Raw genomic sequence first — 22079 nt, 5'->3', positions numbered from 1 at the left:
TTTACAAGAAGCGCCAATCGCTGAAGCAGGCGGCTTGGCCTTTATAGTTTCCGTGTCGATCGATCAGATTCCAAACCACGGCATTTTCGATCATGAAACGGGCTCCGGAACTCGAAATACGCACGCCTTGATAATGATCGATATAGCCCTGTTCTGCTACCTTCTTCAACAAACGGCTTCGTTCTTGCCGATTGATCGGCTCCGCGGATAACCTGGACGGCGTTCGAGTAAATTCATCCCAATTCATTTCGAATAAGGTCAATGCCTGAGCATTGGCATAATTAAACCCGGGATCTTCGGCGGTGTCGTGCGAAACCACGGCGAATGGTGCATGAAACAAAGCTTCGGCAAATTGCTGACTCCCGCAAATGCCGTTAATCAGCGGTTTACCGAGCAAGCGATTATAACTATCGCCTAGTAAGGCGGCATGTTCTGCTAAAAAATGATTATTAAACGAAGGTTTTTCCATTGATCTTAGAAAAAGCATTTCACCATGAAGAATATGAAAGAGCGTAGCGCAATCCGGGCTACATGGTTAAACTGCCGATTTTAGAATGATTCTTTATATTCCGGGCTAAAATTATTTATTTCGATAACCCGGATCCAAATTCAAGGCAGCGCCGCCATAACTTTTGCGCTTTTACTCTAAATTGAGGCTCGTTTCGCTCGATATAGCGAACCAATAAACCGGCCCAACGCCTCCCCTCGAAACCGATGCGTTGCCCTATTTTTAGCACATAAGACCGCAAAGGGCGAAAATTCGGCACGTTCACCGGTCGGTCTCTAAACCAGCCTTTTCTACGTAACCAAACCATCAATCCGCTGACATAAAGTATCAGCGGAAGCCACCCGACTATAAACCATAGAAATCTTCCCCAGGGCCCCAGCGCTTCGCCGGTATGGATCGGCCAGATAGCAATGGTCAATGCCTGACCGGATGTAAAACTATAGGGATCGCGCGCCGCCTTAATATGGCCGCTCCAGCGGTCCACCCACACGGTCGTAAAAGGATGTCTTCGATTGATTTCTTCATTTTGGCGCAAATCGACCCGATAGATTCCGACTGCTCCCGCCGGGGTCGTGATGCGCCTGAGTTTCGCTTTCGGAAACGGACCGCGGGCCAATAACACAGCTTCTTCCATCGTAACCGGCCTGTCATTCGGAACGGCAGTACTGCGAATCGGGGGGCCTTGATCACCATGCCCCAAATTATCGGAACCGGTCAAATTTTCCAACACGGAAGGAAAACTCAAATGGAGTCCGGTAACGATCAGCATCGGTAACAATAACGCACCGACCAAGCCAATCATCCGATGTAGATCGAATGCCAAACGCACAATCCCCGAATGATAACGAATCTTAAAGACTTGCAAAAATCGCCCTTTGCCCGGCCACCATAAATAGATTCCGGTTAGAATCGAAACGCCGAACAACAAGCCGAGATAGCCGACCAGTCGCCAACCGCGACGATCAAGCCGAAGCTGCGTGTGTAGATCGTGCAACCAAGTCGTTAGCGTACGCCCCCAAAACCGACTGGCAACAACCTCCCCGGTATACGGATTAACCGAAACCATCAATGGCGCATAGAGTTCTCCGATAGTCTCGTGCGGTTTTTCATACCAAGCGGTTACCATGCCGCTCGACGTTTGCGGCATTTCCAATGTCCATGGCCCATGCCTTGCCGGATGGGCCTCTTTGACCGAAGCCATGATGCGATCGAGCGGCAAATAATTGCCGGCTTGGTTTTCTACCTTGAGGCTTGGATTCAAAAAACCGTCCAGTTCCTCACGATAAACGCTAAGGCTACCTGTTAGCCCGATCAATACGAATAACAAACCCAAGCTTAACGCCAGGTAAAGATGAAGAGTCAACCAGACATTTCGTCCCGGCAGACGCAGAATAATTCGCCGCATGAAAACCTTTCTGTGAAAGTTCGTAGATTTGGATTCTTTATCTAATTTTTTGATATTCAACACAATACCGGTTCCGGAGAGGGTGCGGTTGCTCGATCGACAGGCGTCGGCGGCAGGGAGCCGCCGTCGAGCCTACATGGACGTATTCACCCAGCACCTAAATTCCATAATCTGTTGGTTATGGTTAGCTCTCTTTGATAATTAACGTTACTATGCTAAATAAACAGGAGGATTATCCCATACGGGCAGATCGCTGTCTCTTTTGGAGGCTCAAGATACAGCGCAAACGCATTAAAGCGATATGTATAAATGAGTTTGGACTTCGTCTGTAAGCTATAAATAATTGAATAAAGAGAGACTCTGTACTTTAGTAAACGTTTGTTGAGCCGCTTGTAACGATATTGTTTGTAAATTGAATTGACTAATGGCTTCGGCATAATCGAGGTCTTCCGTTTCGGACAATACCGTTTTCATGTTCAATAGAATATCGTCATTGTATATTTCTTGACGATCCAGCGCGTTTAACCGAATCCCCACAGATGATTGTATGGATGCAATTCTATCCATAGCAACATCCATTTCTCCCAGGGTCGCCGATTGCGGATTATCATCTTTAAACTCATCCGACATCTTCCGAACGATATCGAGCAGATTATCGACTCCGCCGGGTGTAGAAGGGCCGAACACGCTCGCACCATCATCGCCGTCGCTAATCTGCCTTGCATCGCCGATCTTCACCAACCGCCGAGTATTGTCTCCGACATATTCATAAAAAGGAGGGGCAGTCGCTGCACTGTCATACTCAAACGGAGCATCAAGCGATGCCAATCCGGCAAACAAATATTCGCCGTTGGCATTTTTCGTGTTTGCCAAGCCTGTTAACTGTTCGTTCAATCTATCCAATTCGTCCGCTATCGCAAGCCGTTCTTCCGGACTGTTGATAGCATTCAAGCCTTGCAAGGCGAGATCTCGAATCGAAAAAACCACATCGGTTACGGTTTCTAGCGTAATATGCTCTAAAGAAAGTCTTTGCCGCGCAGTCCCGATATTACGTTGATATTGCTCGGTTTGTTCGATACGTTGTTTAAAATCCAAAATTCTGACCGCGGCAACGGGGTCTTCCGATGGTGTCAAAATTGTCTTCCCAGATGACAGCTTTAACTGAGTCTGATTGAGCTGCTCGCTCTGTTTAAGCATCGAGTTAAGACTTAACTGATGGGAATTCACTGTTGAAACTCTCATGACTAATCCTCTGCTACCTGAACGCGTTCAGCATCGTGTCGAATACCGTGCGCGCAACATTAACGGCTTGCGCCGCAGCTTGATAAGAATTTTGATACTTGATGAGATTAGCCGCTTCTTCATCGAGATTGACTCCGGCAAGGTTTTCTCTCGCTTGGTTGGCTCGGTTGAATAATATTTCCTGAGCCGACCGGCTCACGTTAGCCGAATGAGCCGCAACACCGATTTGCGATACCAGTTGACCGTAAGTCTGCGTCAACGACCGGCCTCCGGTCATGAAGGCACCCGACTCCAAATCCGCCAATTTCAATGCATTGCGATTGTCGCCCGGCAATGCTGTTCCACCTGGAGGTACTTGCTCCGCCGCTGCGATCAAAGCGGGATCTTTTATTTCGGTTTTGATATTTTTAGCCGCATTATACGTCGGCCGGATCAAAAAGCTGGCATCGCCGGTTGGGGCGGTCGTCACATCAATATCGATACCGCCGACCGTCTCGGGAAAAGCACCCGAAATAGGAATATTCACGTTGTCGCTCAAGCGCGTCAAACTATAGCTCCCGCCAATATAATCGAGACGATAATCACTGGCTTGCAATTGATTAATCGTTGCGGGATCGAAAACCGCGCTGACGGCACCGCCTCCGGGAAAAGCATCATCCCCTATTACAGCAATTTCCGGAGTGCCCATCGAAAATAGGTCCAGCCCGTCATTGCCATTCAAATCGGAGCCTTCTTTATGCATATGATTGAATTGTACGCTCAAGCCCGCAGCAACCAAGCCCAATTGCTGTTGAGCGGGATTGAGTATTTCATCGCGAAAACGCGTCACTCCGGCCAATTGTCCGCCGGTAACGAACTTCGAGACATTTTGATCGCCGATAAATATTTGCTGGCGCTCTGGCTCGCTATTGGAGGGCTTCAAACTTACGGTCGATGCATTCATTCCCAATACAAGCGATTGCCCCTGCCCGATGAATACGCTAACCGAACCGTCTTGCTGATCGACCACCGAAACATTGGTTAATTTTGCCAATTTTTGCAACATTAGATCTCGGCCATCGAGCAAATCGTTCGGCATTTTACTTCCGGAACCCTGGCCTATATTGGAAGCAATGCGTTTATTTAAATCGGCAATACCCGAGGCCAACAAGTTAATCTCATTGACCATGGATTGCATATCGACATTAACTTGATTACGCAACGAATCCAATTGCCCCGCCATCATATTAAAGTGATTCGCTAGCGAATCTGCTTCTCCGAGCATGACTTGCCGGACCGGAATCGATGTCGGATCACCTGCAACATCGTTCACGGATTTAAAAAACCCGCTTAATGAAAACGAAAGCCCTGTTTCATCGTTGGCAACAATAAAATCGACTTGCCTAGCCATCGATTGTAATTTATCAGCTTCGCCGAATCCTGAAGCACTGGAGCGTAACTGCCCGCTAATGAACTGATCGTAACTCCGGGTAATATCGGCAACCTGGACACCTGCGCCCATATAACCGGCACCGGTAAATTGCGCCGGCATTGTTGATAACTCTGTACGCTGCCGGCTGTAGCCTTCGGTATTGACATTGGCAATATTGTGACTAGTTGTGTCCAGCGAGCGTTGAAAAGCCATAAGCCCTGAAATTGCTGTGCCTAAAATTCCACTCATCTTATTGCCCTGCTATTACCATTACATTGTTCTCAATTATTGCATCGCCACAACGACATTCGGTTGATAACTCGCCACATCATCGCTGTGATAAATTCTCATCACCTTATCCGCATAATGCGGGTCGGTCGCATAACCGGCTTTTTGCAGCTCCTGCATGTAGCGCCCCGGATTGTTTGCATGTTTCAATGCTTGACTGTAACGGGAGCTATTTTTCACTAACCGGACATAGTCGTCGAAACTTTCCTGATAAGAATCATAAGATCTAAATCCGGCCATCTGCTTTTGAGGAATACCTTTTTCGTATTCCAATGTGGCAACATTCGTCCGCTTGCCCGTCCATGAAGATCCCGCCTTGATATTAAACAAATTGAAACTGCTGCTGCCGTCCTTATGCTTGATCACCGACCTGCCCCAGCCGGTTTCCAAGGCGGCTTGCGCCAGTAGCACCTTAGGTTCGACACCCAATTCGGCGGCGGCCTTCTCGGCGTAACCATGCAAGCGTTTGACAAATTGCCTTGTTGTTCGAATTGGCTCCTGCGATTTTATTCCTTCACGATCGATGGGTTTTGACTCTAATGATTGTATCGGCCGATCGCTTTCTTTTATTAGCCTTGATTTGACTTCGGACGAAATCGGCATCGAATCCGACGCATCCTTCTTAGCCTTATTTGCGGGTGGAAATCGCTGTAACGGATTGTTCAAATAATCGTCAAGCGTCATTCTTTCGGTTTCGCCGGTTTTTTCGCCGCCCAATTGCTTTACGATTAAATCGGCTAGACCAACGCCCGGTTTGCCTGATAAATGTATGGCCAATTGTTGATCGTACATTTCGCGGTAAAATTTGCTCTGGTCGTTATCGAGCATGCTGTCGGCCAATTTAGCCTCGCGCATACTTTTCAACACCATGTTTAAAAATAACGATTCAAATTGCTTGGCGACCTCATTGATCGCCCCCGGCGTTTCTTGTTTAGCCTGATTTCGTAACCGGGACAAGCCGGAAAAATCGGTATAGACATCGGCACTGCCTGGATTCAACACGCCCCACCTCCGCTAAATGACAATTAATTCCGCACGTAAGGAACCTGCAGACTTAAGCGCTTCTAATATGGCGACCAAATCGCTCGGCGCGGCACCGATATTATTGACTGCAGCAACGATTTCATCGAGCGAAACACCAGGATTAAAGACAAACATTCGATTATTTTCCTCTTCGACGATAATATCGGTTTGCGGAACCACCACCGTTTCGCCTGCACCAAAAGGTGCCGGTTGAACAACTTGCGGATTTTCACTAACTGTTACGGTCAAGCTACCGTGCGTAACGGCAGCTGGTTGCACCGTCACTTTTCCGTTGATTACGACCGTTCCGGTTCTGGAATTGATAATAACGCGAGCCGGCGCATCATCTGCCGCAAGCGTCAAATTTTCGACCATCGAGGTAAACATGACCCGCTGAGACGTATCGGAGGGTGCGCTGACCTTGACGGATGTCGCATCAATCGCTGTTGCGGTATTCAGCCCGAAGGTCCGATTAATTTCTGCGGCCATGCGGTTGGCATTGGTAAAATCGGCATTATGCAAATTGAACACCAGAAACTGACCGTCGGCAAATGGCGTCGCTACCTCCCTCTCAACCGTTGCTCCATTAGGAATCCGACCGACAGCCGGGTTGTTGATGGTAATTTTGGACCCGTCTAAACCGCCGGCGCTCAAACCGCCCACGACTAGATTCCCCTGAGCGACAGCATAAACCTGACCGTCCGCGCCTTTCAACGGGCTCATCAGTAACGAACCGCCACGCAAACTTTTCGCATCGCCGATCGATGATACCGTCACGTCAATGGTTTGCCCCGGCTTGGAAAAAGGCGGCAATTCGGCATGGACCGAAACCGCCGCGACATTACGCGCCCTGGGGTCGATATTCGGCGGCAATGTCAAACCTAAGCGCGCCAACATACTGCGCAGTGCTTGACCGGTAAATAAGGTTCTGTCTCCGGATTTATCGAGACCGACAACCAAGCCGTAACCCACCAATTGGTTGGTTCTAACACCGGCTACCGAGGCCAGATCCTTAATCCGCTCGGCATGAACCGTTGGCATCAAGCCGAACCAGAGCAAAGCCAACACTATTAAATACTTTGATTTTTTCATTGCCAGCCCTCACAACCGGAAAATTCCATGCGTTAAAACGGAAACCACGGACTTATGAAAAAGCGCGCCAACCAACCCATTTTGCTGGCGTCGGCAACCGCTCCATCGCCGGTATACATGATTGTCGCATCAGCTACTCGGCTAGACAGCACGCTATTCGCGACATCGATATCGACCGGCCGAACAATGCCGGATAAACGCACATATTCGCTGCCTTGATTGAGCGCGACGCGTTTTTCGCCGCGAACTCTCAAATTACCGTTCGGCAATACCTCTACGACTGTTACCGATAGATCGCCGGTTAGACTGTTGCTTTGATTGGCCTCGCCTTCGCCGGTAAATTGATGATTTGTTGCCACTTCGGTTTCGACATCATGCCCCAGCAATTGAGCCGCTTCCATTCCTAAGATCAACGGCGCCTTTACCGACAAAGAAGTATTTTTTCTAGCTTCCATATCAGATAATTTCTTCGCCTGCGTTCTTTCGACCAAGCGAATTGTCAAAACATCGCCAACCCGTTTGGCGGTATGATCCTCGAATAAGCGCATATCGTAATTGGCTTGATAAATCGAACCGCTATTTTGGGCCGGAGCCCGCAAATCGGCGGGTTCGACCGGCGCGAACGCCGGGTCGCGCGTCGGTAAGGGAGTACAAGCTACCGCAAACAAGGATATGAATATTATCCATTTAAAATGCGCCATTACGATCACCTAAAGTTGTTGCGTCACGTAGGACAACATTTGATCGGTCGTCGATATCGCCTTGGAATTCATTTCGTAAGCGCGTTGCGTCTCGATCATATTGACGAGTTCTTCGACGACATTCACGTTCGAGGTTTCCAAAGATCCTTGGAACACGGCGCCGAATTCGTTTTCACCGGGGATACCCAGTACCGGAGGGCCGCTCGCAACAGTTTCGCGAAACAGATTCTCGCCGACCGGCTCAAGGCCTGCATAATTGATAAAATCAGCCGTTTGAATCTGCCCCAATTGAACCGCCGCCGGGCTTCCCGGTTGTACAACTGAAACAGTACCGTCCCGTGTAATCGACAAACTGATCGCATCGTTCGGCACGGTAATCGCCGGTTCCAACAACAAGCCGCCGGCCGTGACGATTTGGCCCAAAGAATCCAATTTGAACGAACCGTCTCGAGTATAAGTAATGTCACCATTGGGCATCAAAATCTGAAAAAACCCCCTCCCGCTAATTGCAACATCCAAGGAGTTTTCAGTTTGTACCATATTCCCCTGAGTATGCAATTTCTCGGTAGCGACAGTTCTAACTCCGGCACCTAGTTGCAAACCGGTGGGAAGCTCGTTGCCTTGATTGGTTTGCGACCCGGCTTGACGAATATTTTGATAGATCAAGTCTTCGAAAATCGCTCTGGACTTCTTGAAACCGGTCGTATTAACGTTGGCCAAGTTGTTGGCGATTACCGCCATCCGTGTTTGCTGGGCATCGAGACCCGATTTAGCTACCCATAATGCTCTTTCTGTCATGATAACCTCCTATGATGACGAATTACCGTCTTTACCGGCTCTTTTATCTGATCCAGGCATAATTTACGCCATTTGCATCAGTTTGGCGCTAACGCCCGCATTATCATCGACTTGCTTCATCACCTTAGTTTGCAATTCAAAATTCCTGGCCAGCTCGATCATCGCAACCATCGCACCGATCGTACTGACATTACTACCTTCCAAGGCACCTTGCGTTAACCTAACATCGGCACTGGCTTGCGCGACGCCGCCATTCTTTATATAAATTAAACCGTCGTTCTGTTTTTCAAGATCGTCGAGCGGTGGATTAACCATCTTAATGCGTTCAACGATAACCTGATTCGCCGCGTTCGTTTCACCTAGCGGAATGATGTTAATCGTGCCGTCCGGCATGATTGACACCTTGGAAGCGGGAGGCACTGCAATCGGGCCGTCATTACCGATCACCGGCAAACCGGCGCCGGTTTGTAGCAAGCCTTCCGGTGTCAAGCGCAAATCACCGGCCCGCGTATAGGCTTCCTTGCCGTCCTGACCTTGAACCGCCAACCAGCCTTCGCCGTTGATCGCGACATCCAGATCCCGGCCGGTAATTTGCATCGGCCCGGCACTTAAATCGACGCCCGGCCTCTCAGACATCGCATAAACACGCGTCGGAAAGCCAGGACCGAATACCGGCATACTGCGAAATTGCTCGAAATCGGATTTAAATCCGGCGGTCTGCGAATTCGCCAAATTATTGGCGTTAGCCGACTGCGCCAGCAAGGTTTGCTTGGCGCCGCTCATTGCGATATAAAGGCTGCGGTCCATGACGGGCTCCTGCTAGTAATTATTACCGTATATTCAGAATAGTTTGAGTGATTGTGTTTTCAGTGCTGATCGTTTGCGCGTTGGCCTGATAAGCCTGCTGCGCGATAATCAGTCGCACCAATTGCTCGGACAAATCCACATTCGAACTTTCCAAGGCTGCCGACTGCATGACGCCGAAATTGTTGGCGCCTGCCGCACCATACACTGGTTGCCCGGAAACCGCACTCTCCCCCCAGGATGTATCGCCCAACTTAGCTAAGCCCTGATCATTCGGAAATCGTGCCATTGCAACTTGACCCAACGGCCTTGACCCACCGTTACTAAACCGGGCAAACATAACCCCATCGCTTGTTACATCGATACCGGTCAAATTTCCGGCCGGTAAACCGTCCTGATTCAATTCGTTTACGCTGAACGGACTACTGAGTTGCGTTGAACCGAGAAAATCGATATCGAACGACAACGGATCGACTTCGATATTCGGGTCGATCAATGAAAGGTTGATAGGACCATAGTCCACACTGGTATTTCCTGCCGATCCGACATAATTCAATATTCCGGACTCGGTAAAGGTTATCGGTGTAGCGGCCGGAGTAACGCCGACAGCCGTAACGCCACCGCCCGGCTCGATACCTCTCCCATTCACATAAGTATGGATATTCCACTGATTCGGCGTCGCGGTTTTGACTAAATACATCGATGCGGTATGAGCATTGCCCTGCGAATCAAAAACGGTAACCGATGTCGTATTGTTGAAACTGTTCGGATTGGTCGGATCGAAAGTCGCAACAGCAGGAGCGTCCAAGCTGCCATTGAGATTAATCTTTGTATTGATGTTTTCAGTTGCCGAAGGTAAGCCTTGCGAAGTATCGATAAAAAGGGGCTGAAATACACCTTGACTGAAACCTTCCTCGACTGTCGTACCATTCGGCGAATAGGCCATTAAAAAACGCCCGCGATCATCAACGACAAAACCGTTCTTATCCAATTGAAAAGCGCCGTTGCGTGTAAAACTAGTCGGTCTCGGTGAATTGACATCATCGGCCAATGTAAAAAAACCATTCCCGCTAATTGCCAAATCCAAACTATTTTCGGTAAATTCGATATTGCCTTGGGTAAATTGCTGAGCAACTTCAGTTACTCGTACTCCGGAACCCGGTTGAGTTTTCGGCACCCCTCCGAAACTGCTGGCATAAACATCGGCAAATTCGGCACGCGATTTTTTAAAGCCCGTTGTGTTTGCATTTGCGATATTATTGCCCGTAGTCTTCAAGTCGGTCGATGCGGCCTTCAAGCCGCTTAATCCTGTTGCAAAACTCATGATCGCTCTCCTGATGAAATAACGCTAAAAAATCCGTCTGACATCGTTGAATCTCACCGAGTCAAGACCGTTTAAACTTAATTGAATACCGTTGCTGCCATTGCCCAGAGTGACGCTATTGACGCCTGCATTGACATAGGTTTGTAGCGCAGTATTTTTATTATCGATACTCGCACTGGCTTTGATTTGATAGACACCGGGATTGGCAAATGTCCCGTCATCTAATTGGCCATCCCATTCGAACTCGACACTACCGGCCGATTGCCGCCCCAAATTGAGTTGCTTGACCGTGATACCGTTACGATTTTGAAATTCGACGATGAGGTTATCGGTAAGCCCGGTCAGTTCGACTTCCCCTTTCATATTATCATTGAGCGAAAATACGCCTTCCGAACCGGGTACAAGCACCGACCTGCCGACTAAGCTGGCAGCCTGTAGCGCTTGATTCGAACTGATCGAACCGGCAAATTCGGCGAACGATTTTTGCAAGTCTTGAATCCCGCTGACGGTACTGAACTGCGCCATTTGTCCCAAAAAATCACCATTTTCCATCGGCTTGGTGGGATCCTGATGAGTCAATTGGGTGGTCATCAATTTCAAGAATTGCTCCTGCTCTAACGATTGCTTTTTTACAGGGGCATCTTCGAACGTTCTAACGCCCAGATTTTTTAATGCGTCAAAATTGATGGACATTGGTTTCTCCTTTTACTGGCCTATTCGTAAAGTCTGCAATACCAGCTCCTTCGCGGTATTGAGCACTTCGACATTATTTTGATAAGAGCGTGAAGCCGACATCATATTGGCCATCTCTTCGACGATATTGACATTGGGCTTATAGATATAGCCGGACTGATCGGCCATAGGATGATTCGGTGCATATTCCATGACCGCTGGCGCCTGACTCTCGACCACGCCCAATACATTGACCTTACTCGCGGCATTTTGCTTATCCATGATATTTTTCAATTCCGCCGCAAATACCGGTTGCCGCGATTTATAGGTTTGATCGATGCTGCTGCTAACGCTGTTGGCGTTGGAAATATTACTAGCGACTAGATTCAATCTCAGCGACTGGGCATTCATGCCACTACCGGAGATATCGAAAATACTGAATGAGCTCATGATTATTCTCCTTTAATGGCCGACGTTAAACCCGAAAATTTACCGTTCAGAAAACGCAAACTGGCTTGGTATTGCACTGCATTCTCGGCATACTTGGCCTGCTCGACATGACCTTCTACGGTATTACCGTCCAATGAAGCTTGATTTGGAGTGCGATACATCATAGAAGCGCCCAAGAGCGTGTTGTTTGCCGAGATATGTCCGGTCCGCGTGCGCTCCATCGGCAACGCATCCGGCATCGCGGTTTTTAAAACCGATTGAAAATTAAGGTCTCGTGCCTTATAGCCTGGAGTATCGGCATTGGCTAAATTGGAGGCAAGTACCTCCCCGCGCTTTTCGCGCAGTGCCAATGCCTGGGAATGAATGCCTAATGCTTTATCGAAATTAATTGTCATGGTAGTAGCCTCTCACACTTGTTACTTAGTAAATAAGCACATCGCATGCCACTGGCTACTTTTATTTACCTATCATGATCTTATAAAAAAGCACGTCAAATTTTTCACGCCACCAACAAATCCGACCGGCAATATCTAACCGCCGGTCTTATAGGAAAGAGGAAAGAGGAAAGAGGAAAGAGGAAAGAGGAAAGAGGAAAGAGGAAAGAGGAAAGAGGAAAGAGGAAAGAGGAAAGAGGAAAGAGGAAAGAGGAAAGAGGAAAGCTTGTCAACCCCTTGAATGTATTGTCAAGCTATTTTTCAGTTAGAAGGGCAGAAAAATGCTCCTGCATTTTCTGCATTCATTACATCCTTGTAACTCAGCAATTGCCGAGGAGCAAAAATCTGCATTCATGCCGCCGCCACCTGCCAATCGAGTTACCGAACCTGCTTACCTTGCATGAGAAAGTAGGGAAGTTATTTATGACCAAATCCTAAACGCAAGTAAGTAATAAAATATCCGACTGCCAATTTTTCTCCGGCGCATCAGCCGATTTTTCGATAATACCGACCGCGTTCGCCGCGCACCGTTTCAAACCCGGACACCGAGGCAGGCAACACTTCGCTGCTACTCAAAAAAAGAAATCCGCCCGGTTCGATAGCTTGCGACATGCGCGTTAGAATATCTTGCTTCAACGCGTCGGAAAAATAAATTAATACATTCCTACAAAAAATCACATCGAAGCGTCCTAATACCGAAAAAGGCTTAAGCAGGTTAAATTGCTGAAATTTTACCCGTGAGCTAATTTCCGGTTTAACGCGAAACCCCTCATCAACCGGTACAAAAAAACGCTTTTGCTGCATAGCACCGACCCCCCTGGACAATGCCGCCGCGGAATACACGGCCTGTCTAGCTTGCCTAAGCACGGTTTCCGAAATATCGGTTCCGACAATACTCACCGACAATGATTTGCCTTGGTTTTTGATCATATCATCGACGCACATGCTAATTGAATAAGGTTCCTGCCCCGAAGAACAAGCCGCCGACCAAATTTTAATCGTGCTCCGTTTAGCCGCAAGGGACGGCAAAACGGCTCCAGTCAATTCGGCAAAATGACTTTCATCACGAAACCAAAACGTTTCGTTGGTCGTCATCGCCTCAATGACTGCTACCTTGATTTTTGAAGATGCATGAGACTCGCTGTGCAATACGGCAAGCAGATCGGAAAACGAACTCAAGCCGAATCGCGGTAACAGTCCGGACAAGCGATTTTTTACTAAATATTGCTTACTATTGGATAAAACAATACCGCATGCTTGAACGAGAAACTGCTGAAAATATTTAAATTCCTGTTGCGTCATTTCCATGGGTTACTTTCCGAATAAGCACTCATCCCTCATTAGAAAAGGGCCTTATAAAATCTAAAGATACTTAATATCCCTATTTTCCCAGTCGCTGGCAGACGCTTTCTAGGTGGAATTTGAACGCTTACACCCAAATTTTGCGAATCAAGCATAACGATTAAAATTCGCTAATCGACCACTTAGGAATATGCACAAAATAACTGCTACAAGTAGTAGGCTTTGCGGCGATTCGGTGACTCGCTTGACAGGACGCCGTGAACCCAGCACCTAAATTATTATCCAAGATAGTTAACCATAGCCAATGAGCTATGGAATTTAGGTGCTGGGTGAATACTTCCATGTAGGCTTGACGGCGGCTTTCCCTGCCGCCGACACCTGTCAATCGAGCCACCGCCCCCCCCCTCCCAGAAGTTGTCGAAGTTATTTCATGCTCGTTACTTACTTACTGATCTTTTAAGGCATGAAAAACCTGCAAACGTTTTTGAATGGTTTTGACCAGTTCATCCGGCTCGAATTTCGCCAAAAATTCGTCGGCGCCAACCTTCTGCACCATCGACGAATTAAACACTCCGCTCAGCGAAGTATGCAATACCAAATAAATTTGCTTCAATTTAGGGTCTTTTTTGATCTTGGTGGCCAACGTATAACCATCCATACGCGGCATTTCCACGTCGGAAATAATCATCGCATAATAGTTTTCCAAATCAACATCATTCTGAATCAACTCCGACAAATGCTCCCACGCTTCCAAGCCGTCTTTCAACACATCGTATTGAAGATTGAGCTGATCGCAAACTTTTTTGATTTGATTTCTGGCCACCATCGAATCGTCAACGATTAATACTCGATCACCGGCACCCGACACATCTTTATCGATGACCTCATCACTGGCTCGTTCGCGTAAACCAATGACTTCCTTCATAACTTTTTCAACATCAATTACCTCTATCAAGTCTCCATCGACCTCGGTAACCGCCGTTAAATAACCCTCCCGACCCAAGCCCGAAGGGGGTGCTTTTACCGAGCCCCAACCGATATTAATAATTCTATCTACCGACCCCACTAAAAAGCCTTGTATGGTTCTGTTGTATTCAGTAACAATGACATAAGATTTCTCGTCACGGTCTATCGGTCTCATACCGATCGCCATTGACAAGTCCAAAACCGGAATCGTCTTTCCTCGCAAATGCGCGACGCCGCAAATCACCGAATGCGATTTCGGAATTTGCGTCAAAGATGGACATTGAATCACTTCTTGAACTTTAAACACATTGATGCCGAATCGCTGTCGTCCGCCAAGTTTAAACAGCAATAACTCAAAGCGATTATGCCCTGCCAGCTGAGTACGCTGATCGACCCCATCTAAAATTCCAGCCATTGACATCACTCCGATAATTATTGGTTTCTATATCATCGTAGATCAAAATTCGGCACCAGCGTGCCTCCTTAGGCACTGCCGAAATTTGAAGTACGAAAGGTATAATCGAAAACAGTTTGCATTGAAATATAGGTCAATACCAAATTGCGCGCGCAATTATACCTTTTTTCAGCGCCAATTATGGGGCCGAAGCCAGATTTAATTTGAGTGCGCTCAAAACCTTAGACAGTAGCAGGCTCGGCGAGAAACAAGCTTATTGGTAAATATCATCGCAACGAATGCCGAAGCCAAGGCGAGACATGAGCGAGGTATATAACCTCAGCCAGTATTCACCGTTTCCTGCCTACCAGAACGGATTATAATCAATTTCAATCAAACTTCTTATAGATAAATGACTGGCATTATTCCTGCTTGCCTTATAACAACGCCATAAAACCGACAGAACACCATGATCATCAAACTATTCGTTGCTCTAATCGCCATGCTCGCGGCGAACCATAGCGGGTTCGCCGCACCGCGTTATCAAACGCATGCATCGATCTATCAAACAGTGACTCATTTTGTTACAGGTAAACTTGGAGAGTCCGCCAACTACGACATTCAGATATCGCCGCTGGATAACCGTTTGAAACTACCGAAATGCGCAGACCAATTAACCGCCTTCACCGCTCATAACGAACCGCTTCGAGCTGGACGCTTCTCGGTCGGCGTTCGCTGTAGCGAGGGACCGAAACCCTGGTCGATTTACACCACCGGCTCATTAAAAATCATGCAAGACGTATTAGTCCTGACTCGGCCGGTCAGCCGCGGTCAGATTTTGACGCGTCAAATGCTAGCCATCGAAAAACGCAACCAAGCCCGCCTTAGAGGCGGCTATTTCAGCCGAATCGAATCCGTCGAAAACAAACAATCGTTACGCAATCTGTCGGCAGGATCAGTCATTACTCTTAACAATGTTACAGATGCTGTCTTGATAAAACGCGGAGAAAGAATAACCATTAGCGCCTCGTCACCCGGTTATAATGTACGCATGCAAGGTAAGGCCATGATGGATGGCATTAAAGGTCAATCGATTCGAGTAAAAAACGCTTCATCCGGTCGCACGATTACCGCAACAGTGATCAAGCCCGGCTTAGTTTCCATTATTCAATAATTTAAAGTCATGAAGCTAAATAAATTGGTAACATTGCCGATAATAATACTGAAACCAATTATTTGAGGAATTTGTCATGGCTATCGAACCCATTGCAAGTCGTATACCCAACGCAGCAACAACCAAAAGCCCGGCAAAGCCCGGCATTGAAACCGGCGCCGCAAAAGTTCAATCGGAACCAAATAACGACCGCATTGAAATTACCGCCAATTCCGGTCAAATAAAAAGAGCATTAGACACAGCTGCAAATCTTCCGGTGGTCGATAACGAACGCGTCGCTTCAATCAAACAAGCACTGGCTGAAGGCACCTATGCCATCGATCCGGAACGTATCGCGCAAAAAATCAGTCAATTCGAATTATTGAGCACCGAGGACAGCCCATGAGCCTTATTAGCCAAACATTTCCAATCGCTGAAAAACTCATTGTGAATGGTTTATCATTAACGGAACAACTTTATCAAGCACTGCAACAGGAGGCGATTACGCTAAAGCAGTCTGCGCTTACCGAAACGCTCGATGAAATAACCCGCCAAAAACAACCACTCGCTCAAGAACTTAACCTGTTTGCCAAGCAACTTGCGCAAATACTCGAAACGGAAAAATTACCCAACACCCGAGCAGGCCTAAGCGAATATTTAGAGCGGGCCTTACAGGCAGGTTCCGATACGTCCCAAACAACCGAAAACTGGACAACGCTCATTAAAACGACCGAAAAATGCCAATTACTCAACGAGCAAAACGGGGCATCAGTTGAAATCTTACTACGTCATACTCGACAATCGTTGAACATCCTTAAAGGAAAGCCGCAAACGACCAATACCTACGGACCTGACGGCAATACCAAGTCGGACTTATTTTCCGGCACATTATTTTCAGTATAATCCGGCGTTTTAATTCAACTGAAAACGGGCCATGCTGGATACGTTACGTCAACTATTTGTACAACACAAAACCAAGCACCCCCAAGAAATTGGAATATCAAACAACGACGACAATCCCAATTTTCTAACCGATCCGGATCAGATTATAAAGCTAATCAATGCAATAGCTGCATCACCGCATTTATGCACGATTACCTTTAGCGGATCGAAAAAGCCTTTCACCACCTCGATTATCGCACTTCAACCCGACAAGGGCTACCTTGTTCTCGACGAACTTAGACCACACAAGGGAAACGAACTTCTTCACAAAAAACGGGTTCTAAAATTATCGACGTTTCTGAATGGCGTTCATCTCGCCTTTCTATTACACATTATCGACTCAGCACCTTTTCACTATAAAGCAAGCATTCCGAAGCGGATTTACTACCCGCAAAGGCGAACAGCGCCTAGAATATTTATTCGTTCAACCGCTTTAAAATTTCGGACTACTTCATGCCTTAGCAGCACATCTTTATTTGGAACCGTGTTCGATATTTCGAGAAACGGCGCCTGTATCAATATTACCGACAATCGGAAACTTGCCATCGCACGCGGCGATGTCATTAAAGATTGCTTTATCGAGTTACCGAATGAATTAACACTTCGTTTCGACCTATCGATCCGCTTTACCAAAACTAATCGAAAAAATAAGACTCGAATTGGAGGTTATTTTGTTAACCTACCACCCCAAAACCAAAAAAAGCTCGACAATTTCATTGCCAAACTCGAACGGGAAATCATTAGAAATCAACGAAACTTAATTAGAAAGTTATGATAAAATTTGTCGTCAAAGCCCCGGTAGCTCAGCTGGATAGAGCGTCCCCCTCCTAAGGGGAAGGTCACACGTTCGAATCGTGTTCGGGGCGCCAATTAAAGTAAAAACTTACTGTGAAAGTACGCGAAGCGGGTGCGGTTGCTCGATCGACAGGCGGCAGGGAGCCGCCGTCGAGCCTACATGGACGTATTCACGGCGACCTGTCGGGCGAGTGACCGCACCCAGCCGCCCCTCGCACTTTCATTTGCCGGGACGATGGCTAGCTCTTCATGAACGTTACGATAAAACAAAGTATCGATAAATCTAAATTTCCCATTTTTATCACATTTCTAAAAAAAACCCATTCATATCTTCGATCTTTCTAAAGCCAAAGCCTAGTCACCAAATATTAAAACACTAAGATCGAGAGAGGACGCACTCATGTCCGATTTATCCCCGAAACATATTTCACACACCGGATGTCATAGCATTTCCTTCTAAGAACTGCAGACACCGATTAAGAACCTGCTCGATCTCTTCATACCGATACCGGGAGCCTCAGTTTCACGTTATAACGAATCAAGTGCTTTAACGAGTGGCATTATACCTTTCGCACTTCAAATTTCGGCGATGCTTAAGGAGGCACCGGAATGATCGGCCCCTCACCTAACTAACGCTAGGTGAGGGGCCAGCTTGGATGCCGACATAGAGCCTTTATGGACGCATTCACCCAGCACCTAAATTACATACCCCCTTGGCCCATGGTTAATTGTCTTGGATAATTTAGGCGCTGGGACGTCCAAGCAAGCCATCAAACCGTCACAATGCGTAATGCTTGAAGAAGTTATTTTGTGCATATTCCTAACTGCCAAACAGAAACTACCGCTTATCCCGCTCGATCAAGGCATACGCCGAATGATTATGAATCGATTCGAAGTTTTCCGATTCGACAATATAGGCGCTGATCCTCGATTCCGCTTCCAACCGGGCGGCGACATCCCGCACCATGTCTTCGACAAATTTGGGATTGTCGTAAGCGTATTCGGTGACATATTTTTCGTCGGGCCGTTTCAGCAATCCGTAAATTTGGCATGAAGCTTCTTGTTCGACCAGATCGATCAATTCTTCGATCCAGATGAAGTCATTGATCAGTACCGTCAACGTCACATGAGAACGCTGGTTGTGCGCACCCCGGTCCGAAATGGTCTTGGAACACGGGCATAGGCTGGTGACCGGAACGACGACTTTGATGCGCGTTTGGACTTCACCGCCGGCAATTTCACCGATCAAGCTCACTTGATAATCGAGCAAGCTGCGCACGCCGCTGACCGGCGCAGCTTTGTCGATAAAAAAAGGAAACTGCATTTCGATATAGCCCGACTGTGCATCCAGGCGCTGCACCATTTCTTCGAGCATCGAGCCGAACGATTCGACGCTGATTTCGCGGTCGTGTTGATTCAAAATCTCGACGAAGCGCGACATATGCGTGCCTTTGAAGTCATGCGGCAAATTAACATACATATCGAATAAACCGATCGTATGCTGTTCGCCGACCGACCGATCCTTGACCCGTATCGGATGGCGAATCGCCTTGATGCCGACCTTGTCAATCGCGATACGCCGCGTGTCGGCAATGCCTTGCACGTCGACGATAGCGTTTTCCGAAGATGGGATGCTTGATTGATTGTTCATCGATGAATTCCTTGAAATAAATTTTGATAGCCCGGATCGGTTAAACGTTGGACACCTCATTGCCGCAACGCGTTCATTACGGTTTCGGCCAAGGTTTTGATATCACCGCCGGCGATAAAGACCAAGCGCCCCCGGTTATCGACATTCTCCCGTAGCGGCATAGGCGCCGGTGGAAACAATTTACCGGCAATGCCATGGACCGCCATCGGCCCGTCGTGTTCTTCGGTAAAAAGCACGCCTTTCACTCTGACGATAGTACTTTGCGAGTCACCCAGCAGTTCTTCGAGCACCGCTTGCAAGCGCGTCCAAGCAACCGGCTGTTCCAGTTGCAACGACACGCTATTGAAACCGTGCTCGGGTAAATCGTCCGACCGAGGTTGAGCGATAGGGCGAAATAGGCTACCGAAATCAAGCAGCGCTTCCGCTAAACCTGCGTCTTGTGCCGATTCAAGATAAGCAATCGACGGCGCCAATTCGTTCAAGCGATTTTGCACCCGTTCGACTTGCGCAGCCGCAGCCAAATCGACCTGGGTCATTACCAGCTTGTCTGCCCAGGCGATCTGCGCTTGGGCTTCGGGAAAACGCGCCAGATACGTTTCGGCGGCCAGCGCCGAGACGGTCGTGATCATGCCTTGATAATGATAGCGCTGCGCCAACCAGCGCTCGTTCAACAGCGTATCGAGAATCGGCTCGGGGCTGGCCACGCCGCTGGTTTCGATAAAAATACGGCTGAACGGTTTATCCGGTTTGGCATCGTAAGCCATGCGCAGATTTTTCAACATCGGCGCCAACGAGCCACGCACTTGGCAGCACAAACAACCGCCAGACAGCGTTGTTAAAGGGATCTTATGCTCCGCAAGCAATTCTTGATCGATCGGCGTCGAACCGAATTCGTTGATGATAACGGCCGAATGCGGTTCGGCGCGGAGCAGACGATTTAATAGCGTTGTTTTGCCACTGCCGAGAAAACCGCTCAGCACGATCACCGGTATCCGTTGAATTGCTTTCGAAGAAGCCTGATTCACCGAGCATTCTCCGCCAAATAAGGACGGCCGCAGGCATGCGCACTGAAACGTTCGCTATCAGCCTGCCCTGCACCGACGTCGCCAACCATAAAATTGGCTAGACCGAGGTTGTAGAAGCGGTCGTAATAGTTTTGCAAATCGCGTTCGATACGGTGATCGAAAAGCGGCTGAACGACTTGTGCCGTGCCGTTGCATCGTTCGACGACCGTCCCGTTTTGCACGGCCAGCCGGCCGTTTTTGAACAACAGTTCGGCATCGGCAAACATCGCCGCCTTATCGGCTTGTTCGCGGTAAACGGCAATGTCGGCCACGGCGCCGAGCCGCAAATGTCCCCGATCCGGCAAGCCTAGCAAACGGGCGGCGGCGGTTCGGGTCATCACTGCAATGTCATAGAGTGTAAATTCTTTGTCGAGGTCCTTCAGCAGACTCATCGCAACCGCGTCCCTGTTCAATTGTTCGAGGCATTGCAAACGGTAATCGCGATCCATCAACAGGCGGATCAGGTAAGGATACATCGTAAACGGCGCGCCGTTCGGATGGTCTGTCGTAAAAAATAGGCGCCACGGATCCTCGGCCAACAAGAAGATTTCCAGGCCGATCAACCATTGCAGACTGTTGACGAAACTCGTTTCTTTGTAGCGGTAAGGCACGACGCCGCCGCTGCCTTCGCATTCGGCATCCCAAGCGATCCATTTATTCGGCGAAGCATCGTTCCTGCGGCTGTATTGCGCGATCACATCGCCGGATATCGTGACGGTTTGCCCGAACAAAACCTGGCCGACGTCCATCGTAATGTTCGGGTGTTTCTTGAAGCCGTCGATCAGTTTTGCGGCCGCCGACGAAAAGCCCCGGTCTCCTTCGTTGCCGTAGCCGTAGAATTGAATGTGCGCCAAATGCATCGGCAGGCCCTGAGCCGCTTCCATCGTCGCCAATGCGGTATCGACATTACCGGGTATGCCCAGATTATTGCAATGCACATGCACCGGATGTGGAATTTCGACCTCGCATGCGGCACGTTGTAAAGTTTGCAAAATGTGACGCGAGCTGACGCCGTATTCGGGAACGACATCGTCCAGATCGAAACTACGGGCATTGGACTTAAACGCATTCGCTCCGCCGGCATTGATGACTTTCAAACCGAGGCATCGTGTCGCGTGCAGAGTCCAGGCGACGTAATCGTTGATTTGCGATTGAGACGCGCCGCAACGCATCAAGCGCAACAAATAATCATCGTTACCGAGAATCGCGAGCCCCGCCGTGTCGATGATCGGAATGTCGGCCATCTGCAAATGCGCATCCAAGGCATTGATCGGCAGTATGGCCGGTTCCACGACGGTGGTATAACCCATGCGGGCATAACGGTAACCGGTTTCGGTCGCCGACCAACGGGAGGTGCTGAACCGATGACCGAGTTTGCGCGCGACGAAATTGCGGTGCTGTTCCGGCAGCAGCAAACGCGCGGTATTGACGTTACCGCCGGCGATATGGCTGTGAATATCGATCGCGCCAGCCATGACCACGCAGCCGGCGATGTCGTAATCGGCATCGATCACGGCTCCGGCTTCCGGTTTGTCGACGATGACGCCGTCTCGGAAATAAATATCCCGAATCTCGCCATCGAGCGCTTGCGCAGGATCGTAAACTTTCCCGCCTTTGAGTCGAATCAGCATGGTGCGAATTCCTTAAATGATTGCTGAAG

At 48.4% G+C, this 22079-nt stretch carries 22 protein-coding genes and 1 tRNA gene; 5 read left to right on the top strand and 18 right to left on the bottom strand.

Annotated features, from left to right (window positions below; genetic code table 11):
* Window position 1: 1 nt before the first annotated feature.
* The 15 genes from ACINK7_RS03990 to ACINK7_RS03920 form a co-directional block, all read right to left on the bottom strand.
* Window positions 2-469, bottom strand: a complete 468-nt coding sequence (locus ACINK7_RS03990) for an MEKHLA domain-containing protein (RefSeq protein ID WP_404360003.1) — start codon at window positions 467-469, stop codon at window positions 2-4.
* Between the two features lie 115 nt (window positions 470-584).
* Window positions 585-1913 (bottom strand): PepSY-associated TM helix domain-containing protein, encoded by a 1329-nt coding sequence (locus ACINK7_RS03985; RefSeq protein WP_404360002.1) that lies wholly within the window; start codon window positions 1911-1913, stop codon window positions 585-587.
* A 333-nt stretch (window positions 1914-2246) separates the two neighbouring features.
* Window positions 2247-3155 (bottom strand): flagellar hook-associated protein FlgL, encoded by a 909-nt coding sequence (gene flgL, locus ACINK7_RS03980; RefSeq protein WP_404360001.1) that lies wholly within the window; start codon window positions 3153-3155, stop codon window positions 2247-2249.
* Between the two features lie 13 nt (window positions 3156-3168).
* Window positions 3169-4815 (bottom strand): flagellar hook-associated protein FlgK, encoded by a 1647-nt coding sequence (flgK, locus tag ACINK7_RS03975; protein ID WP_404360000.1) that lies wholly within the window; start codon window positions 4813-4815, stop codon window positions 3169-3171.
* Between the two features lie 36 nt (window positions 4816-4851).
* Window positions 4852-5856, bottom strand: coding sequence for a flagellar assembly peptidoglycan hydrolase FlgJ (gene flgJ, locus ACINK7_RS03970; protein WP_404359999.1), 1005 nt, complete (start codon window positions 5854-5856; stop codon window positions 4852-4854).
* A 12-nt stretch (window positions 5857-5868) separates the two neighbouring features.
* Entirely contained in the window at window positions 5869-6969 is a 1101-nt protein-coding gene (locus ACINK7_RS03965; protein WP_404359998.1) for a flagellar basal body P-ring protein FlgI, read from the bottom strand.
* Window positions 6970-7001: 32 nt separating this feature from the next.
* Window positions 7002-7670, bottom strand: coding sequence for a flagellar basal body L-ring protein FlgH (gene flgH, locus ACINK7_RS03960; protein WP_404359997.1), 669 nt, complete (start codon window positions 7668-7670; stop codon window positions 7002-7004).
* Window positions 7671-7679: 9 nt separating this feature from the next.
* Window positions 7680-8468 carry a flagellar basal-body rod protein FlgG gene (gene flgG, locus ACINK7_RS03955; RefSeq protein WP_404359996.1) on the bottom strand — a complete coding sequence of 263 codons (789 nt, stop codon included), beginning with the start codon at window positions 8466-8468 and terminating at the stop codon, window positions 7680-7682.
* A 63-nt stretch (window positions 8469-8531) separates the two neighbouring features.
* Window positions 8532-9275, bottom strand: a complete 744-nt coding sequence (flgF, locus tag ACINK7_RS03950) for a flagellar basal-body rod protein FlgF (RefSeq protein WP_404359995.1) — start codon at window positions 9273-9275, stop codon at window positions 8532-8534.
* 22 nt (window positions 9276-9297) lie between these two features.
* Window positions 9298-10596 (bottom strand): flagellar hook protein FlgE, encoded by a 1299-nt coding sequence (gene flgE / locus ACINK7_RS03945; RefSeq protein ID WP_404359994.1) that lies wholly within the window; start codon window positions 10594-10596, stop codon window positions 9298-9300.
* Window positions 10597-10620: 24 nt separating this feature from the next.
* Window positions 10621-11289: a flagellar hook assembly protein FlgD gene (locus ACINK7_RS03940; RefSeq protein ID WP_404359993.1), complete on the bottom strand. Its 669-nt coding sequence runs from the start codon at window positions 11287-11289 to the stop codon at window positions 10621-10623.
* Between the two features lie 12 nt (window positions 11290-11301).
* The gene (gene flgC / locus ACINK7_RS03935; RefSeq protein WP_404359992.1) at window positions 11302-11718 is read right to left on the bottom strand and encodes a flagellar basal body rod protein FlgC; all 417 of its coding nucleotides are present in this window, start codon (window positions 11716-11718) and stop codon (window positions 11302-11304) included.
* Window positions 11719-11720: 2 nt separating this feature from the next.
* Window positions 11721-12113: a flagellar basal body rod protein FlgB gene (flgB, locus tag ACINK7_RS03930; protein ID WP_404359991.1), complete on the bottom strand. Its 393-nt coding sequence runs from the start codon at window positions 12111-12113 to the stop codon at window positions 11721-11723.
* A gap of 525 nt (window positions 12114-12638) precedes the next feature.
* Entirely contained in the window at window positions 12639-13460 is an 822-nt protein-coding gene (locus ACINK7_RS03925; protein WP_404359990.1) for a CheR family methyltransferase, read from the bottom strand.
* Window positions 13461-13899: 439 nt separating this feature from the next.
* On the bottom strand, window positions 13900-14835 hold the full coding sequence (locus ACINK7_RS03920; RefSeq protein WP_404359989.1) for a chemotaxis protein CheV: 936 nt from the start codon (window positions 14833-14835) through the stop codon (window positions 13900-13902).
* Window positions 14836-15283: 448 nt separating this feature from the next.
* Here ACINK7_RS03920 and flgA point away from each other — a divergent pair, with 448 nt between their 5' ends.
* The 5 genes from flgA to ACINK7_RS03895 all read left to right on the top strand — a co-directional run bounded on the left by flgA (window position 15284) and on the right by ACINK7_RS03895 (window position 17778).
* Complete coding sequence (gene flgA, locus ACINK7_RS03915; RefSeq protein ID WP_404359988.1) at window positions 15284-15988, top strand: flagellar basal body P-ring formation chaperone FlgA; 705 nt, start codon at window positions 15284-15286, stop codon at window positions 15986-15988.
* Window positions 15989-16064: 76 nt separating this feature from the next.
* A complete protein-coding gene (gene flgM / locus ACINK7_RS03910) occupies window positions 16065-16373 on the top strand; it encodes a flagellar biosynthesis anti-sigma factor FlgM (protein WP_404359987.1) in 309 nt (102 codons plus the stop codon).
* Complete coding sequence (locus ACINK7_RS03905; RefSeq protein WP_404359986.1) at window positions 16370-16870, top strand: flagella synthesis protein FlgN; 501 nt, start codon at window positions 16370-16372, stop codon at window positions 16868-16870. Before flgM ends, ACINK7_RS03905 begins: the two co-directional genes overlap by 4 nt.
* A 31-nt stretch (window positions 16871-16901) precedes the next feature.
* On the top strand, window positions 16902-17684 hold the full coding sequence (locus ACINK7_RS03900; RefSeq protein WP_404359985.1) for a flagellar brake protein: 783 nt from the start codon (window positions 16902-16904) through the stop codon (window positions 17682-17684).
* Between the two features lie 17 nt (window positions 17685-17701).
* Window positions 17702-17778, top strand: a tRNA-Arg gene (locus tag ACINK7_RS03895).
* A 764-nt stretch (window positions 17779-18542) separates the two neighbouring features.
* Here ACINK7_RS03895 and folE2 read toward each other — a convergent pair.
* From folE2 to ACINK7_RS03880, 3 genes are read right to left on the bottom strand one after another with little or no spacing between them, the layout of a single operon-like run.
* Complete coding sequence (folE2, locus tag ACINK7_RS03890) at window positions 18543-19355, bottom strand: GTP cyclohydrolase FolE2 (RefSeq protein ID WP_404359984.1); 813 nt, start codon at window positions 19353-19355, stop codon at window positions 18543-18545.
* A gap of 56 nt (window positions 19356-19411) precedes the next feature.
* Entirely contained in the window at window positions 19412-20380 is a 969-nt protein-coding gene (locus ACINK7_RS03885) for a CobW family GTP-binding protein (RefSeq protein ID WP_404359983.1), read from the bottom strand.
* Window positions 20377-22050 carry a formylmethanofuran dehydrogenase subunit A gene (locus ACINK7_RS03880; RefSeq protein WP_404359982.1) on the bottom strand — a complete coding sequence of 558 codons (1674 nt, stop codon included), beginning with the start codon at window positions 22048-22050 and terminating at the stop codon, window positions 20377-20379. Before ACINK7_RS03880 ends, ACINK7_RS03885 begins: the two co-directional genes overlap by 4 nt.
* Window positions 22051-22079 lie beyond the last annotated feature (29 nt).

Origin of the sequence: Methylotuvimicrobium sp. KM1, from assembly GCF_044788715.1 — a bacterium.
Lineage (GTDB): Bacteria > Pseudomonadota > Gammaproteobacteria > Methylococcales > Methylomonadaceae > Methylotuvimicrobium.
This window is presented reverse-complemented; position numbering and strand designations above follow the sequence as displayed.